This is a genomic window from Pseudomonas sp. PDM05 (genome assembly GCF_014851685.1).
In the GTDB taxonomy this organism is placed as follows: domain Bacteria; phylum Pseudomonadota; class Gammaproteobacteria; order Pseudomonadales; family Pseudomonadaceae; genus Aquipseudomonas.
The window spans coordinates 149434-167417 of the sequence record NZ_JACVAC010000011.1 but is presented as its reverse complement, the minus strand read 5'-3'; the positions used below and the strand labels follow the sequence as shown (position 1 = coordinate 167417).

The 17984-nt window shown below is 59.1% G+C and carries 14 protein-coding genes; 4 read left to right on the top strand and 10 right to left on the bottom strand.

The window, feature by feature from the left end; all coding sequences use genetic code 11:
* The first annotated feature begins 26 nt into the window (after positions 1–26).
* The 4 genes from IB241_RS20890 to IB241_RS20875 all read left to right on the top strand — a co-directional run bounded on the left by IB241_RS20890 (position 27) and on the right by IB241_RS20875 (position 5903).
* Positions 27–1358, top strand: a complete 1332-nt coding sequence (locus tag IB241_RS20890) for a dicarboxylate/amino acid:cation symporter (RefSeq protein ID WP_192300099.1) — start codon at positions 27–29, stop codon at positions 1356–1358.
* 141 nt (positions 1359–1499) lie between these two features.
* Positions 1500–2804: a CitMHS family transporter gene (locus IB241_RS20885; protein ID WP_192300098.1), complete on the top strand. Its 1305-nt coding sequence runs from the start codon at positions 1500–1502 to the stop codon at positions 2802–2804.
* A 91-nt stretch (positions 2805–2895) separates the two neighbouring features.
* Positions 2896–4149 (top strand): OprD family porin, encoded by a 1254-nt coding sequence (locus IB241_RS20880; protein ID WP_192300097.1) that lies wholly within the window; start codon positions 2896–2898, stop codon positions 4147–4149.
* A gap of 80 nt (positions 4150–4229) precedes the next feature.
* On the top strand, positions 4230–5903 hold the full coding sequence (locus tag IB241_RS20875) for a methyl-accepting chemotaxis protein (protein WP_192300096.1): 1674 nt from the start codon (positions 4230–4232) through the stop codon (positions 5901–5903).
* 160 nt (positions 5904–6063) lie between these two features.
* Here IB241_RS20875 and IB241_RS20870 read toward each other — a convergent pair whose 3' ends face one another.
* The 10 genes from IB241_RS20870 to IB241_RS20825 form a co-directional block, all read right to left on the bottom strand.
* On the bottom strand, positions 6064–7362 hold the full coding sequence (locus IB241_RS20870; protein WP_192300140.1) for an MFS transporter: 1299 nt from the start codon (positions 7360–7362) through the stop codon (positions 6064–6066).
* A 47-nt stretch (positions 7363–7409) separates the two neighbouring features.
* Positions 7410–8567, bottom strand: coding sequence for a tricarballylate utilization 4Fe-4S protein TcuB (tcuB, locus tag IB241_RS20865; protein WP_192300095.1), 1158 nt, complete (start codon positions 8565–8567; stop codon positions 7410–7412).
* Entirely contained in the window at positions 8554–10005 is a 1452-nt protein-coding gene (gene tcuA / locus IB241_RS20860; protein WP_192300094.1) for an FAD-dependent tricarballylate dehydrogenase TcuA, read from the bottom strand. The genes tcuB and tcuA overlap by 14 nt, the downstream gene beginning before the upstream one ends.
* Before the next feature lie 175 nt (positions 10006–10180).
* On the bottom strand, positions 10181–11116 hold the full coding sequence (locus IB241_RS20855; RefSeq protein ID WP_192300139.1) for a LysR substrate-binding domain-containing protein: 936 nt from the start codon (positions 11114–11116) through the stop codon (positions 10181–10183).
* Positions 11117–11250: 134 nt separating this feature from the next.
* Positions 11251–12333, bottom strand: a complete 1083-nt coding sequence (locus IB241_RS20850; RefSeq protein WP_192300093.1) for a protein-glutamate methylesterase/protein-glutamine glutaminase — start codon at positions 12331–12333, stop codon at positions 11251–11253.
* Positions 12296–12829 carry a chemoreceptor glutamine deamidase CheD gene (gene cheD / locus IB241_RS20845; RefSeq protein WP_192300092.1) on the bottom strand — a complete coding sequence of 178 codons (534 nt, stop codon included), beginning with the start codon at positions 12827–12829 and terminating at the stop codon, positions 12296–12298. Before cheD ends, IB241_RS20850 begins: the two co-directional genes overlap by 38 nt.
* Positions 12826–13635, bottom strand: coding sequence for a CheR family methyltransferase (locus tag IB241_RS20840; RefSeq protein ID WP_192300091.1), 810 nt, complete (start codon positions 13633–13635; stop codon positions 12826–12828). Before IB241_RS20840 ends, cheD begins: the two co-directional genes overlap by 4 nt.
* Positions 13636–13645: 10 nt before the next feature.
* The gene (locus tag IB241_RS20835; RefSeq protein WP_192300090.1) at positions 13646–14185 is read right to left on the bottom strand and encodes a chemotaxis protein CheW; all 540 of its coding nucleotides are present in this window, start codon (positions 14183–14185) and stop codon (positions 13646–13648) included.
* Positions 14186–14221: 36 nt separating this feature from the next.
* Positions 14222–15880, bottom strand: a complete 1659-nt coding sequence (locus IB241_RS20830; RefSeq protein ID WP_192300089.1) for a methyl-accepting chemotaxis protein — start codon at positions 15878–15880, stop codon at positions 14222–14224.
* Between the two features lie 29 nt (positions 15881–15909).
* Positions 15910–17946, bottom strand: a complete 2037-nt coding sequence (locus IB241_RS20825) for a chemotaxis protein CheA (RefSeq protein ID WP_192300088.1) — start codon at positions 17944–17946, stop codon at positions 15910–15912.
* Positions 17947–17984: the final 38 nt, after the last annotated feature.

Here is a 17984-nt window from a genome sequence, read left to right as displayed (position 1 = left end):
GTCTTTGCATCAGCACAATTCTAAAAATGGGTGATGCCATGAAAGTTGTAAAATCGCTCTACTTCCAGATTCTCTTCGCCGTGTTGTTGGGCGTGCTGGTCGGGCACTTCTGGTCGCAACAGGCCATTGCCTTGAAACCGCTGGGTGATGCCTTCATCAAACTGATCAAGATGATGATCGCTCCGGTGGTGTTCTGCACCATCGTCACCGGTATCGCCGGCATGAGCGACAAACGTGCGCTCGGTCGTCTGTTGAGCAAGACCATGTTGCTGTTCCTGGCGTTGACCGTGATCAGTTTGATTATCGGCCTGGTGGCGGTCTACCTGTTCAAACCCGGTGTGGGCATGAACATTGACCCCACCCAGTTGAGCACCAAGGGCCTGACGCAGTACACCGATTCCGCCGCGAAGTTGGGAGTGGTCGAGTTTTTCATGCACATCATCCCCGATACTTTCATCGGTGCTTTCAATAAAGGTGAAGTGCTGCCGGTGTTGTTCATCGCGGTGCTGTGTGGTTTTGCTCTTTCAGCCATAGGCGAGCGTGGCAAGCCGGTACTGGATGTACTGGAATCCGCCTCGCACATGGTGTTCAAGATCTTCTCCTACCTGATGCGCGTTGCTCCGATCGGTGCCTTTGGCGCTTTGGCGTTCACTGTGGGCCAGTACGGTATTACCTCGTTGGGTTCGCTGGCCAAGCTGATCATGACGTTGTACATCGCCTGTGCCTTCTTCGTCTTCGTGGTGCTGGGCAGCATTTGCCGGGCGAATGGCTTCAGTCTCTGGAAGTTGCTGCGCTACTTGCGCGAAGAATTCCTGGTGGTGCTAGGGACTTCCTCCACCGAGCCGGTGATGCCGCGGATGTTGGAAAAGCTGCAGGCCTTAGGCTGCAAAAAAGGTGTGGTGGGGCTGGTGCTGCCAACGGGTTACTCGTTCAACCTCGACGGCACGGCGATCTACCTCTCGCTGGCAGCGGTGTTCATTGCTCAGGCCTGCAACATTGAACTGAGCCTGATGCAGACCGTAACCATGCTGGCCATCATGCTGTTGTCCTCGAAGGGTGCAGCAGGTGTCACCGGCGCCGGTTTCGTCGCACTGGCGTCGACGCTGACGGTGATCCATGACATTCCCCTGGCTGGCCTTGCCCTGCTGATCGGGATCGACCGCTTCATGTCGGAAGCCCGGGCGCTGACCAGCCTGGCCAGCAACGCCGTGGCTACCGTGGTGATGGCCATCTCGGAGAACGCCTGCGATCGCGAAACACTGCTGCGGACGCTGGACGGTAAACCTTCGCCCGCTGTGAACCCAACCCCGGTTCAGAACGCGGACTGGGATGGCCTGAGGGTCACGGAACACGTCTAACCGGCCGCGGCTGACTCAAGACCCTTTAATTACCTCAAGAACAACCCCCCGCCAGGTAACGTTGATCGGGCCATCTGGCGGGCACGGGGTCGTACGCCTGCGCGTCGGCCACGCTACTCATAAGAACAAGAGAACTTACCTATGCTCGCATTGCTTGGCTTGGCCATGGTGGTGGTCTTCACCGTCCTGATAATGACCAAACGGTTGTCGCCGATTGTCGCCCTGACAGTGGTGCCGATTGTGTTTGCCGTCATTGGCGGTTTCGGTGGCACTACCGGCAAGATGATGCTCGATGGCTTGAAAATGGTCGCGCCTTCGGCTGCGCTTCTGCTGTTCGCGATCTTGTTTTTTGGCTTGATGATCGACGCTGGCCTGTTTGACCCGCTGATTCGCAAGATCCTCAAACGCGTCAACGGCGACCCGATGAAAATCGCTGTTGGCACAGCGTTGCTGTCGCTGGTGGTGGCCCTGGACGGTGATGGCACCACCACCTACATGATTACCTGTGCGGCAATGCTTCCCCTATACAAACGTATCGGGATGAATCCAATGATTCTGGCGACCATTGCCATGCTTTCTCTGAGCATCATGAGTGGCATGACCCCTTGGGGAGGGCCAGCGACCCGGGCGATCGCGGCGCTGGGCCTGGATGCCGGTGCCTATTTCGTGCCCTTGCTGCCGACCATGATCGGCGGTGCGATGTGGGTGGTCTTCACCGCCTTCCTGCTGGGTCGTGCCGAGCGCAAGCGTATCGGTAATATCCAATTGGAAAGCGGCGGCGGCGACTGCTACATCAAGGCGATTCTTGAAGACACTCCGCACAAGCGCCCGAAGCTGGCCTACGTCAACCTGCTGTTGGTGATCGCGGTGATGATCGCACTGGTGATGGGGATCATGCATTCCGCGATCCTGTTCCTGATCGGGTTCGTACTGGCGCTGATGATCAACTATCCGCAACTGGATATTCAGAAGGAGCGCATCCTTGCCCATTCGGGCAACGCGATGACCGTCGTACTTCTGGTATTTGCCGCCGGTATCTTTGCCGGGATTTTTTCGGGCACCAAGATGGTCGACTCTCTGGCGCAAACCCTGGTTGACTGGATTCCGCCGTCTTGGGGGCATCTGTTCCCACTGGTAGTGGCAATTACCAGCATGCCGCTGACCTTCGTGCTGTCCAACGATGCTTACTACTTCGGCGTGGTGCCCATCCTGGCGAATGCCGCTGCGGCGTATGGCATTGACCCGGTGGAGATCGCCCGCGCATCGATTCTCGGCCAGCCGGTACACCTGATGAGTCCGTTGGTAGCTTCAACCCTGTTGCTGGTGGGCATGGTTGATCGCGACATCGGCGACTTCCAGAGAGCCACCGTCAAATGGGCGGTACTCACTTCCCTGGTGATTACCGCGCTAGCCCTGCTGACCGGGGCGATCAGTCTCTTCACCTGAATCAGCCTACACCACCTGTTTTTTCCTGACGCGCCTCGCAAGCGAGGCGCGCACTGTCCTGCACTCTAAAAACAACAATGAGTAGTTTGCCATGACCACTTTGCACACCCGACGGGCGCTGTTTTCACTTCTTGGTTTGTTGCCGCTGACCAGTGCCAATGCAGAAGGATTTATCGATGACAGCAAGCTCAAGCTGCAATTGCGCAACGTCTATTTCAATGAAAATTTCCGCGACGAGCATGGTTTGAGTGCGAAATCGGCAAGCACGGCCAAGAGCGAGCGAACCGAGTGGGCCCAAGGATTTCTGTTGGATTACCAGTCAGGGTTTACCCCCGGCACCATCGGGTTTGGGGTGGATGCCCTTGGCCTGCTCGGGGTCAAGCTCGATTCCGGCCGTGGCCGCAGCGGCACTGGCTTGTTGCCCGTCCATGATGACGGTCGCGCGGCTGACGAATTCGCAAGCCTGGGTATGACTGCCAAGGTCCGGCTGGCCAAGACCACGGTCAAATACGGCACCTTGTTACCCAAGACTCCAGTGCTGATCTACAACGATGCGCGACTATTGCCGCAAACGTATCAAGGCACACAGATCAGTAGCGTCGACATCGAGAACCTCACTCTCACCGGGGGTTACCTGGATCGATTCAAGCTGCGTGACTCCACCGACAGCATGCCGATCGTGCCCGACGGTTATCGCGGAGATAAATCAGGGGACTTCAGCTATGCCGGGGCCGAATACAAGTTGGGGAAAAGCGTTCGTTTGAGTTACTTCTACGGCGAACTGGAAAACTTTTATCGTCAGAATTTTGCAGGTATCCAGCACGATCTACCCTTGGGCGGCGGCGTGCTGACCAGTGATTTACGCTACTTCAACAGTATCGATACGGGCTCTGCCTACGGGGGCAAGATCGACAACGACATGCTCAGCGGGCAACTGTCCTACGCCATTTCCGGCCATACCTTCGGTGGCGGCTACCAGACCCTCAGGGGTGATGCCGGATTGCCTTTTATCAGCGGTGCAACGATCTATTCCTTCAGCAACGCCGGCATAGGTAAGTTCGTCGAGGAGGATGAAAAAACCTGGATGCTCAACTACGGCTATAACTTTGCTGCCGTCGGCGTGCCGGGCCTGACGTTCTCCACCCGGTATCTGAGTGGTAACGACGGTAAGTCCAACACCGCGGTAAAAGAGTGGGAGCGTGATGCCGAACTGGCGTACGTCGTGCAACAAGGCACCTTCAAGGGTCTGGGTGTGCGGTTGCGTAACTACGTTTATCGCTCTGATTATTCCCGTGGCCGTGACAGCAACCGGATCTACTTTACCTACGACATCGCCCTCTGGTGATCTCCTGAACGCGGCCTTGCGATTGTCGCAGGCCGCCTCTTCTGCGGCGGCTTCATAGGATTGGGTAAAGGATTTCAACGATGTCGTTCAAAACCAAAATACTGTTGCTGACCTTATTACCAGTGATGTTGTTTGCTCTGGTTTTAGGTTTGAGCGCCCGCGGCACTTTGCAGTCCCAGGCCGAGCAGGAAGTCACTCAGACCCGCGAGCGACTGCTTGAGGAGAGCCGCATACGGCTCAAGGATTACGCGAGCATTGCGCGCACTTCTATAGCCGAGCTTTATGATCGAGCTGCTCCCGGGGATTCCTCCAGCCGAGCCTTGGCAATCAGCCGCTTGTCGAAAGTGAAGTATGGTGATGACGGCTATTTCATCGGGTATGACAGCCAGGTTGTGCGCCTGTTTCGCGGTGACAGCAGCGAAGGCGTGGGCATTAACATGAGTGACCGCAAAGACATCAACGGGATTTTCTTGAACCGTGAAATGGTTGCAGCGGCAAAAAATGACACTCACTTCGTCAACTATTCAGGTGGAGTGGTCAACACCGATAAAGTCGTGCCGAAGCTCGCATACAGCTTTTATTTGCCCAAGTGGGACATGATCGTGGTCACCGCGATCAACCTGGACAGCATTGAGGTTCAGGTCGCCAAGGTGCGGGCCGACGTTGATCTACGGGTACGCCATTTGATGTACAGCATTGCCATCACCGCTACCGCACTGATTGGCATTATTGGGGCTCTGACGCTACTGCTGGTCAGGCGCAGTTTGCGGCCCCTGACCCTGATCCGAACCCATCTTGACGAAATCGCGGCGGGTGAGGGTGATCTGACGCGGCGTCTGCCGCGTGTCAGTCGAGATGAGCTGGGACAACTTGCCGGTTCGTTCAATGCGTTTATCGAAAAGATTCACAGCCTCGTCAGCCAGATCGTTGCCATGAGCGAGCACTTGAATGGATCGGTGAGCCATGTGGCCGAGCAGAGCAGGCAAATCGACCGCGCTATGGATCAGCAGCGCCAGGAAACCGACCAGGTGGCTGCGGCGATAAACGAGATGTCATCGGCGGCACAAGAAGTGTCGGTCAGTGCACAAAGTGCTGCAGATGCAGCCGTCGAGACCGACAGACAGTCCCGCCACGCCAGGCAAATAGTCAATGGCAGCATGACTCGAATTCAGGCGCTGACCGTGGAGCTTGATGAGAGCGGCGTCGCCATGAAGAGTCTTCAAGACGATGTGACCGCAATCGTCACCGTGCTGGATGTCATTCGCTCGATTGCGGAACAGACCAATCTTCTGGCACTCAATGCAGCCATTGAAGCTGCCCGTGCCGGTGCTGCCGGGCGCGGGTTTGCGGTGGTGGCTGATGAAGTGCGAGCCCTGGCCAGTCGTACTCAGCGCAGTACCGAGGAAATCCAGGCAATGGTTGAGCGTCTCAAGGGCACCACGGGTGGCGTAGTCAGTGCCATGCACCAATCCACCCAAGCCGCTCAAGGCGCTAATGCTCAGGCCGATCAGGCGGGGGAGTTTCTGGGTAACACGGTTGAACTGATCGCCACTATCAATGCGATGAACGCACAAATCGCGAGCGCTGCAGAGGAGCAGACCTCGGTGGCTGAAGAGATCAACCGCGGGGTGCATCAGATCGCACGCGCCATTGACAGCGTGGCCGGCCAGACTCAGCTCGGGGTCAAGACAGTCGATGAGTTGTATATGATCGGTAATCGCCTGCAAAGCTTGCTGGGACAATTCAAAATCTGATGCCGTGCTGTACGGCGCCAGTCAGGTCGATGGAGGGGCAGGGCGTTGGACGGGATAGGTGCGTTGTCGGCCCGCATTGATACGTAGACGAGTCAATGCAGGCCAAGGCCAGATATTTATTCAGCGCAACGTCCTGATTTCCGCCCAGCCCTCGCTTTCATCAAGCGTTGACGGGCAGTGCTTTTGGCCTGCGATACAGGATCGTTGTCGCTGTGAATCCGCACAACGCTGCAAACATCAGCCAGTAGGCGGGCGACGCCTTGTCACCTGTTGTCTGCACCAGGATTGTTGATACGGCGGGGGTAAAGCCGCCGAACACAGCCGTCGCCAAACTGAATGCCAGGGAAAACCCTACGACTCGTACGTTCTGAGGCATCACCTCGGTCAATGCCGCAACCATCGCGCCGTTGTAAATGCCAAAGAAGAAAGAGAAGTACAGCAGCACAGCGAGCAGTCGTTCGAAACTTGCCGCCGCGGCCAGCCAATGCATGGCGGGATAGGCGGTGAAGATGCACAGCAAGGAGACCGCCAATAGCAAGGGGCGACGGCCAATGCGATCAGAAATCGTACCGCCGATGGGCAGCCAGATGAACTTGCTAAGGCCGACGAAGAGCGTGACCACCAGACTGTCACTGGTACTCAGGTTGAGTACCGACCGGCCGAAAGTCGGGGTGTAGACGGTAATGAGATAGAACGTGGTGGTGGTCATCGACGCTAACAGACCACCAGCCAGTACCGTGCGCCAGTTGTCCCGCATTGAGCGAAAGACTTCACTGGCGCTTGGGTGATGGCTGCGCGCTTTGAATGCATCGGTTTCCTGTAGCGAGCGGCGAATAATGAAGATGAACGGGATAATCAGGCAACCAATGAAAAATGGGATACGCCAGCCCCAGGCGGCAACGTCGGCAGCCTCCATGGAGGCGTTAATTGTATAGCCCAACGCAGCCGCAAGAATGATGGCCACTTGTTGGCTGGCCGACTGCCAACTGGTAAAGAAGCCCCGGCGTCCGGGCGTGGCAATTTCAGCCAGGTACACGGAAACACCACCCATTTCCGCACCCGCGGAGAATCCCTGCAACAGGCGCCCGAGCAACACCAATATCGGCGCTGCGATGCCTATGCTGGCGTAGCCTGGAACCAAGGCGATCAAGACAGTGCCCGCGGCCATGATCGACAGCGTCACGATCAGCCCCTTGCGCCGGCCCACCTTGTCGATGTAAGCGCCCAGCACGATAGCGCCCAGCGGTCGCATCAGAAATCCCGAGCCGAATACGGCGAAGGTCATCATTAACGAGGCGAACTCGCTGGTAGTCGGAAAGAATGTCTGGGAGATGTAAGTTGCATAGAACCCGAACAGGAAGAAGTCGAACTGTTCGAGAAAATTGCCGCTCGTGACCCGCAGGATGGCGCCCAGTTTCGACCCTTTGGATCGAGTGTCTTGAGTTGTTGTTTTCATCATGGCTACCGTGGTGATCAATATTGTTTTTGGAATGAGTGGTGCTGCGATCAATCGCTTGTGGCGTTAATCGGGTTGGGTTGGCGTTTTTCGATGGAGTACTTGAGCAGCGCGGCGCTGCGGAAAATGCCATGGGCGAATTTGCTGTAGGGCATGGTCAGGAAAAACGCCATGACCAGGCCGAGATGGATCGCCAGCATCAAGCCCAGGGCAGCGCTTTCGCGAAACGCCAGGAGTGCCAGGCCGCTGGCGCTGACTAGAAACAGCAGCGCGATAAAGCCACGATCCATGGGCTTCTGGTGTTCGTCGCCGTGCTCAGGATTGCGACGCAGGTTCAACCACAACAGGCCTGCGGGGCCTATCAGCAGGCCAACTCCACCTGCGATGCCCAGCATCACCGGCAAACTCAGGACGGGGTAGGGCGCCGACCAGTCCAGCAGGAAATGGTAAAGCGTGGCGACACTGGTGGCGGCGAAGCACAACATGAAGCCGTAGAAGGTGAAGTGGTGGAAACGCCGCCGCCACAGGGTGAACTGATCGTCGGCGTTATTGCAGCCCTCGCCATGACCTCCGTCCAGGTATTTGAGGCGCGCGACGTTGGCTGTGGCCTCCAATGCAGCGGCGGTCTTTTCCTGCGGGGACGCATCCGCCGGTGAAACGTTGCGCCAGAAGCGCCGCACGCCAATCGTCAAGGCAAGTACCGCGAAACCGAAGACCGCACCGAACATCAGCGCCAGCGTGTTATGCGGAAAGATCCCGTAGAAATTCCCCCCGGGCATTGCGGTAAACAGATTGCCCATCGCCAACAACGTGAGGCACAGGAACAGTGCCAGCCCTGCACCGGATGCCAGCGCCAGAGCCAACCCGTTGCGCCGGTACAACTTGCCCATCACCTGTGGCCAGGCGTACTCGGCATAAGTGTCGAGACGGACTTTGGCCATGGCCTTGGGCACATTGATTTCGAATTCGTGAGGGGCAGCGTACTGACAGGCATGCAGGCACGCACCGCAGTTATGGCAAAGGTTCGCCAGGTAGTGGATATCCGCCTGAGAAAACTCCAGACGCCTTGTCATGGCTGGGAATACAGCGCAGAAGCCCTCGCAGTAACGGCAGGCGTTGCAAACGGTCATTTGTCGCTGAACTTCGCTTTCGTCAAGGTTGAGTACGGGAATCAAATTGCCCGGTGCCTTGGGGTCAAACAGCTGCATGTTGGGGCTCCGTGGAGGAAGGGGTCAGGAAGCCGGCCGCAGCCGCGGCTTGCACACCGGCGATACGACCGAATGCGGTACCAATGGCCATGCCGATGCCGGCGGTATAGCCCTTTCCCAATACGTTGCCCGCCATCATTTCTCCTGCGACAAACAGGTTGGGGCTGGGCTTGCCGTTGAAATGAACGGCGGCGGTATCGTCGGTAGCCAGCCCCAGATAGGTGAAGGTCACGCCTGGCTTGAGTGGGTAGGCGCAGAAGGGGGGCTTTACCAATGGGCGGGCCCAATGGGTTTTGGCGGGTGTCAAACCTTCGGTGTGGCAGTTGTCCAGCGCGGTGTGGTCGAACGTGCCGACGCGGCAGGCGGCGTTGTATGCCTCGATGGTTTTGACAAATTGCGTCACGGGAAGCTTCAACTGGCGCGCCAGGTCTTGCAGGGAGTTGGCTTTAGTGCCCGGAAACACCGGAGGCATGAAGCGGCCGAGGGCTTGTTGATCGATGATTGAGTAGGCCTGTTGACCGGGTTGACCCGCCACCAGGCGGCCCCAGATCGCATAGCGCTTGGGCCAGAAATCCTCGCCTTCGTCATAGAAGCGTTCGCCGTCGCGATTGACCACTACGCCCAGCGATACGCAATCGATACGGGTACAGATACCGCCGTCATACAGGGGCGCACGCGCGTCGATGGCCACCATATGCGCTTGGGTGGGATCGCCGATAAAGTCGGCGCCCAGGTTCTGCATGCGTTGCAGCAGCACGCCGGTATTGAAGCGCGTCCCACGAATCAGAAAGTTGTCAGAAGGCCATTCTCCGCGCTCGTTCTGGCCCCAGGCCTCGCGCAGCCACTCGCGGTTCGACTCGAAACCGCCAGCCGCCAGAACACAGGTCCTGGCCTGGATTCGCTCGGCAGGCAAACGCTGTCCGTCGACCTCACGCTCACCGAGATGGGCCGCGACGAATGCTCCGTCCTTCAACTCGATGTCGGTGACTTGAGCGTTGTAGCGGATTTTCACGCCCAGCCGCTCGGCGCTGCGGAAGTACGCGTTGACCAAGGCTTTGCCGCCGCCCATGAAAAACGCATTGGTACGCGCAACATGCAGAGCACCGGACAACGACGGCTGAAAATGCACACCGTGGGAGCGCATCCAGTCACGGCAGTTCGACGAGGCGCGGATCACAATACGAGCAAGCTTTTCGTTGGTAATCCCGCCGGTGACCTTCAGCAGATCCTGCCAGTATTCTTCTTCGGGATAGGCATCGACCAATACATCTTGCGGTGCTTCGTGCATGCATCGCAGGTTTCGGGTGTGTTGCGAGTTGCCGCCGCGCCAGATTTTCGGTGCGCCCTCCAGCAGCATCACGCTAGCGCCGGCCTCTCGCGCCATCAACGCCGCACACAAGGCGGCATTGCCGCCGCCAATTACTAATACGTCGATCATCATCACTCCTCAATCGCAAGGAGGCATGAACGAAGTGCTCCTCGCGAGTGGGGAGAAGGTAGGGCGGTCAGCGTGTTGTCGAAAGGCGCAAAACCAGTCGAGGTGTTTAGTTTTTATAAAGGCTTTGCTGCGGATCACACCATTCTTGGCAGCCGAGAGGAGGAGGGCGCCGGGATCATGGGGCGACGCCCTCGATCCACGAGGCCCCCGGCCATTGTTGATCAATGACCAACTGTCGAGCGACATCCGTAATAACTACCCGCGCCGCCAGCGCAGCGGGAGCAAGCTCATCATCCGGCAGTGTCGCCAACAGGTTTCGTCGACCTACGTGAGCATCGGATATTTCCACCACTGAAAGTCCCGACTCACCTTTGAGCGCCGCTGCCGCACCGGGCTGGATGGTCGCAGCATGACCTGCGCGTACGGCGTTCATCAATACGGCAAGACCATCCACTTCCATGATGATGTTGGGCGCCAACCCCGAACGTTCAAACGCAACCATCAGCGTAGAACGCAAACCGTGTTGCGCGCTCGGCATCACCAGTGGAAGTTGGCCCAGATCCGCCAGTTGCATGCGCGTTCCTTGTGGTGCATGGGGCAGGTGCGGTGAACTGATGACAAATAGTTTTTCGTCGAGCAGCGGTGTCACGCTCCAGCGCTTGCCCCCTTCGAGTTGAAACACAATGGCCAGGTCGATCTGGCGAGCATTGAGTTGCGTGGCCAAATGCCCGGACAGCATCTCGACCAGGTGCAATTGAATATCCGGGTAGCGCTCTCGCATTGCGTTGATCAATGGCAGGGCAAGCACAGTGGCAGTCGTGGGCGCCATTCCGACGGTGACATAGCCACTCATTCGCCCACGGTGAGCGGCCAGGATCGCATTTTCGGCTTGCCGCAAACACAGCTGGGCATGGTGCAGGAACGCCATGCCAGAGCTGGTCGGCGTGACACCCGTAGTGGTGCGATTAAGGAGGCGGGTTGACAGCTCACTTTCAAGTTTCGCGATCTGTTGGCTAAGGGCTGATACGCCGACGTCCAGTTCAAGGGCTGCGCGTCCCAAGCTGCCGTGTTCGAGGATTTTTACGAAATAGCGCAGTTGTCTTAATTCCAAACGTTGCCGCTCCACGTCAAATGATGGTTGGGATGCCTATCGATGGCCACAGGAGGCTGTTCAGACATTCTACGAATGGCAGCTTTCAAACGGTAACCTGAGGCCAATCAGGCAATGTCATGGGCGGCTCGCGTTCACTTATACAAAATCGCTTGATGAATATCCTCCAGTGCCATGATGCGTTGAGCGGCGTTGAGTTTGATGGCTTCCTTGGGCATGCCGAACACCACGCAACTGGCTTCGTCCTGGGCGACTGTCGCGGCGCCGGCGTCGAGCATTTCTTTGAGTCCGCGCGCGCCGTCGTCGCCCATGCCCGTCATGATGATGCCGGTGGCGTTCCTGCCCGCAAACCGGGCCACCGAGCGAAACAGCACATCCACCGAAGGGCGATGCCTGTTAACCAGCGGTCCGTCGATAACCTGGGCGTGATAATAGGCACCACTGCGGGTGACCATCAGGTGCTTGCCGCCAGGCGCGATGAGGGCCAGGCCCGGCAGGATGCGGTCGTTGTTGCGCGCCTCGCGCACCTCGAGCTCGCAGATGCTGTTGAGACGCTCGGCGAACGAAGCGGTGAACTTCTCAGGCATGTGCTGCACGATCACTATACCCGGGCACACCCGGGGCAGTGCGGTCAGCACCGCTTCCAGCGCTTGGGTGCCGCCGGTGGAGGTGCCGATGGCGACGATACGCTCGGTGGTCTGAGCCATCGCATGGCCATTGCCGGCGGGCAGGATCGCATCCGCACTGAGTTTGCTGGCCGGAGGCGGTGATGGCGCCGGCCTGGCGCTGCGCTTGCCCAGGTTCCTGACGTTGGAGTTCGCGGCAGCACGGATGGCGGCCACCAACTCGGCTGCCGATTCGATCAGGAAACTCTTCAACCCCGTACTCGGCTTGGTGATGATTTCCACAGCGCCCGCCGACAGCGCCTGCAGCGAGGTTTCCGCGCCTTTCTGCGTCAGCGAGGAACAGATCACCACCGGCGTCGGCCGCTCACTCATGATTTTCTTGAGAAAAGTGATGCCGTCCATGCGCGGCATTTCTACGTCCAGCACGATCACGTCCGGCCATTCCCGCGAGAGTTTATCCATGGCAAAAATCGGGTCGGAGGCAGCGCCCATCACGTGAATATCCGGCGTATCGCTGAGAATCGCCTGCAGTACCTGGCGCACCACGGCCGAGTCATCGACCAGCAGTACACTGATTTTTTTGGTAGGCATCTTCTTGAAGTGTTCCCATTGGTTGGTGCCGAACCCAGACGTTGCCGTTCCATAGGTCGAACATGATCGTGCGGTAACCGGTACTGCCCATGTCCTGGGCCGTCAGGTGCAGGTGATGACGCTCGGCCAGGGCCAGCGCTGCGCGGATATTCTGGCTGGCCACGTTCTGCGCCGGCAGTTGGCGCCGCAGGTTGGGAAACATCTCGCCGCCGCCGAACAACTTGACTTGGTAATCGAGTGCCTGGGTGCCATTCGCCTGGGCGTGGCGCAGCAGCAGTTCCAGAGCTTCGTCGGCATATCTGCCGTCCAGGCACTGATGATTGCGCAAGCGCCCCGGCAGCATGAAGTGGCACATGCCGCCAATCAGTCGTTGCGGGTGCCAAAAGGTGATCGCCACGCAGGAACCGAGCAAGGTCCGCAGGCGCGTCGGCCGCGTCGAAAAACACACCTGGCCAGGTGCCAATACTACTTCGGCTACACCGATAGGCTTTTTCATGGCTTGCGGTAAATCGACGGTGCCACCAGCTTCAAGGTGTCATTCACACCGTGGAGGCTTTCCGAGTGACTGATGATCAAATAACCGCCGGGTTTGAGCAGCGGCAGCAGGCGTGCGACCACTTGGCGCTTGGTCTGCTGATCGAAATAAATCATCACGTTGCGTAGGAAGATCACCTCGAACTCCCCCAGGGCAGGCAACGCCTCGTTAAGGTTGACCTGGACAAAATTGACGCGGCTACGCAAAGCCTTGTCGATCAGGAAGGTGCCCGCCTGGCGGCCAATGCCCTTGAGGCAATACTTGGCCAGCAGCGGCTGGGGCAATGTCTCGGTGCGTTCCATGGAGTAATGGCCCGTGCGCGCCTTGGCCAGCACTTGGGTGCTGATGTCCGAGCCGGTCACTTCCCAAGGCGTGGTGCCGAGGCTTTCGGCCAGGGTCATCGCCAGGCTGTAGGGCTCTTCGCCCGAGGAACTGGCCGCGCTCCACACGCGAAACACTTTGCTCGGCGCGGCGTGGGGCAGTACCTGCTGACGCAGGAATTCGAAGTGCTTGGGCTCGCGAAAAAAATACGTTTCGTTGGTGGTCAATAAATCCAGCGCAACCTGCAGTTCGCCCTTGCGCTGGTCATTCATGATCAGCTTGAAATACTCACTATAGCTCTGCAGCTCATAGTGCTTGAGGCGCTTGAACAGGCGCCCGGCCACCAACGCTTTCTTGGTTGGCGAAAGGTTGATCCCGGCCGCGCGGTACAGCCAGCTCTGGAACTGACCGAATTCACGATCATCGATGCAAGCGTTATCTGGCATGGTCGGGGCCTCAACGCGGGTCGAGGTCGAGGGTCGGCGCCTGGCCGGCCTCGGCGAGGCTGGACATCTCATCGATGGACAACACCTTGTTCACCTCCAGCACGATCACGAACTTGCCATCGACTTTGGCCATGCCACTGATGAAATCGGCACGAATTCGCGCGCCGAAGTTGGGTGGCGGCTCGATCTGCGTGACCGGGATCTCCCGCACCGCAGACACCGTATCGACCAGCAGCCCGATATCCTGGGGCTGGCCATCGTCGGTACTCGCTTCGATGATGATCACGCAGGAGCGTCGGGTGATCGCCGAGTTGGCCCGCCCAAAGCGAGCGGATAAATCCACCACCGGCACCACCGCGCCGCGCAGGTTGATTACCCCGCGCACGAAAGCCGGCATCATCGGCACCACCGTCAGGCTGCCGTATTCGATAATTTCCTTGATCCCCAGAATGCCGATGGCGAACATTTCGCCGCCAAGCATGAAGGTCAGGTACTGCGCATCCTCATCTACCGCCACAGCGGTCTGCCGAGTCGTCATTACTGCGCCCATATCACTCTCCCTAGTAGGCCCACCTTGATCGTGCGATCAGAAGCGGGTGAAATCCGCTTCGTCCGGGGCACTGGCCATGGTGTAGGCGAATGCCTTGCGCGGTGCCTGTGGTTTGGGCTGTGGCTGCTGGCGGTTAGGCTTGCTGCCGGGGCTGTCCACGCTGCTGCTTTGAACCGCGGCCTTGGGCGCCGAATCCAGCACGAAGAAGCTCATGGCCTGTTGCAGTTGCTCGGCCTGGCTGCTCATTTCTTCGGCCGTGGCCGCCAGTTCCTCGCTGCTCGAGGCATTTTGCTGGGTCACCTGGTTGAGCTGGGTCATCGCTGTGTTGATCTGCGCGACTCCGGCCGCCTGTTCCTCGGACGCGGCGCTGATTTCCTGCACAAGGTCGGACGTCTTGTTGATGGAAGGCACCATTTCGTCGAGCAACTTGCCGGCTTTTTCGGCCATGTCCACGCTGCTGGAGGACAGCTCACCGATTTCCTGGGCGGCTACCTGGCTGCGTTCAGCCAGCTTGCGCACTTCGGCGGCGACCACTGCGAAACCCTTGCCATGCTCGCCGGCCCGTGCGGCCTCGATGGCGGCATTGAGTGCAAGGAGATTGGTCTGGTAGGCGATGTCATCAATGATGCTGATGCGCTGGGCGATTTTCTTCATCGCCACCACGGTCTGCTGTACCGATTCGCCGCCCTCGGTGGCTTCCTTGGCGGCCTTGCTGGCCATGCCATCGGTGACCTTGGCGTTTTCGGTGTTCTGGTTGATGCTGGCGCTCATCTGCTCCACCGACGCACTGGTTTCCTCGACGCTGGCGGCCTGTTCACTGGTGGCCTGGCTCATCGATTGCGCGGTGGCGCTGACCTCCTCGGAGGCGCTGGCCAGGTTATCGGCGGCATTGCGCACTTCACCGATGATATGTGCCAGCTTGCCGACCATGTTGCGCATGGCGTTGAGCACCATGCCGGTTTCATCTTTGCCACCGGGCTCGATATGGGCGTTGAGGTTGCCTTCGGCCAATTGCTCGGCGGCGCTCGCGGCCTGGCGCAACGGGCGGGAAATGATCCGTGCGATGAATACCGCCAGGCCCAGGCCGATCAGCAGGGCCGCGACCAGTACCGCGATGATTGACACACGTGCGCTTTCATACAGCGCCGAGCCTTTGTCGCCGGCGGCGCTCGCGCCGGCGTCGTTGAACTCGACCATTTTCTGCAGCCGAGCGGTCACCTCATCGAAATACCCCCTGGATTCTCCCCTGAGCAAACCGCTCGCCTGGGCGTTCTGGTTCTGGCGAGAAAACTCAAGCACCTGCTTGCTGCTTGCAAGGTAGGCGTCCCAAGCGCTTTTGACGCTGGCCAGGAGTTGACGGTCTTCATCGTTGGACAGCAATTGCTCGTAGGTGCCCATGCGGGTTTCGAACTGCTGGCGCGCTTCGGTGGCTTCGTGTTCGGCCTGGGCCTTTTCCTCGGGAATTTCGGTAGCGATGTGGCGGTTTTCTTTCAAACGGTAGTTGGCGGCAAAAAAACGCATGCCGGCGGCTGCGCGCATGGAGGGCATCCAGTTGCCCTTGATGTCCTGGGCCGCATGGTTGACCGCACCGAGCTGGTGGATGGCGAAGCCGCCCATCGCCCCGGTGAGCACCAGGACCAGCAGGAACGAGCTGATCAACTTGGTGGAAATCTTAAGATCGTAGAACCATTTCATCGGGGAACCTCCATGGAATTGCAAATGCGTCAGCGGGCAACGACCGTTGGCGACTGAGGCGCCTGGGTTGTGCGGGCTTCCAGTTGTACGATTTGGTTGAGCAGTACCGGTACATCCAGAATCAAGGCCACCGCGCCGCTGCCCAATATGGTCGAGCCGCTGATGCCGCGCAGTGCGCCGAACAACTTGCCCAGGGGTTTGATCACGGTCTGGAACTCGCCGAGCAGGTCATCGACCACCAGCCCGGCCTTATGCTCGGCATTGCGCACTACCACTACATTCTGACGTCGGGCGGCCGGGCCTTCGTGATTGAAGTGATCGCGCAGGTGCACCAGTGGCAACACTTCGCCACGCAGGTCCAGATATCCCGTGTCACGGCTGGACTGGCGCAGGTCTTCATCCAGCTCGATACACTCCTGGACCATGTCCAGCGGAATCACATAGGTGGATTGGTCGATGCCGACCATGAACCCATTGATGATCGCCAGGGTCAGCGGCAAGCGAATGCGCACCACGGTGCCCTTGCCGGGGCGACTGTCGAGGTCGACGGTGCCGCGCAACAAGGTGATATTGCGCTTGACCACGTCCATGCCAACGCCGCGCCCGGACAGGTTGGTCACGGCCTCGGCGGTGGAGAAACCCGCTTCGAAGATCAGGTTGTAGATCTCCTGGTCGGTGAGCAGCGCACCACTGGCCACCAGCCCGCGTTCCTGGGCCTTCTGCAGGATGCGCTCGCGGTTGAGCCCGGCGCCGTCGTCGGCGATCTCAATGACGATGCTCCCCGAGTCATGGTAAGCATTGAGGCTCAGATGGCCCTTCGCCGACTTGCCGGCCGCACGCCGCGCATCGGCGCTTTCGATACCGTGGTCCATGGCATTGCGCAGTAGATGCATCAGCGGGTCGCCGATCTTCTCGACCACGGTCTTGTCCAGTTCGGTTTCCGCACCGCTGATGATCAGTTCGATGTCCTTGCCCAGCTCCTGGCTGATATCGCGCACCACGCGGCGGAAGCGGTTGAACGTGTCGCCGATGGGGATCATGCGCAAGTGCAGGGCGCCATCGAGGATCTCTTCCACCAGCCCCGAGACCGTCGAAGCCGCCTCTTGCAGCGGGTCATTGTTAGAGGAGCGGGCCAGCAGGTTAGCGCCGGCGCTGGCGATCACCAACTCGCCGACCAGATTGATCAACTCGTCGAGTTTGTCGGCGTTGACGCGCACGTAATTGCCATCGCGGGTCTTCACCTCACTGGGCGCCGGACGCGGCGATGCTGCTGGCATAAAGGCGGGCTCGGCCTGGGTGACCAGGTCGCGAGCGATGGCCGCCGTGCGCTCAGGCGCTTCATCTACGGCGCTGATCTGCACTTCACAGTCATCACGCACAAAGTCGAATACCTCCTTGAGGGTGGCGTGGCTGGCCGTCGAGCGCAGGTCAATCTCGAAGCCCAGATAGCAGCTTTCCGGGTCCCAGCTGGCGGCGGGCGGAATGTGCTGAGTCAAGGTGGTGACCTGCAACAGCGTGCCCAGGGTGTCGAGGTAACGCAGGAACGACAACGGGTCCATGCCGTTGCGGAAGACATCCACGCCGAAGCGCAGGTCAATATGCCAAAGCACTTCCACCGCCGCGTCGTCGCCCACCTCAGCGGTGTCGACGCTGACAGCGGTGGTTGGCAGCGGCGAATAGGCACTCAGTGCCTCGCGCAATGCCTCACCGCGCTCCAGCGCGGCGGGCGTCGGCGTCTCACCGCGGTCGGCGACCACTTCGATCAATTCGAGCATGTGGTCACCGCACTTGAGCAGCAGTGCGATCAAAGCGGCGTCCACCGCCACACTGCCTTCGCGCAGGTGGTCGAGCACGTTTTCGACGATATGCGTGAACCCCACGATCGACGCCAGACCGAATAGGCCCGCCGAACCCTTGATGGTGTGGGCGGCGCGGAAAATCGCGCCAATGGCATCCTGGTCGTCGGGCTCGCTTTCCAATTGCAGCAGGGATTGCTCCATGTCCTGCAACAGCTCGCGTGCCTCAACGATGAATGTCTGCTGTGCCTGATCGAGATTGATGCTCACCGGACCTTTCCTTGTCGATCAAAAAACGTGGGAAGCGC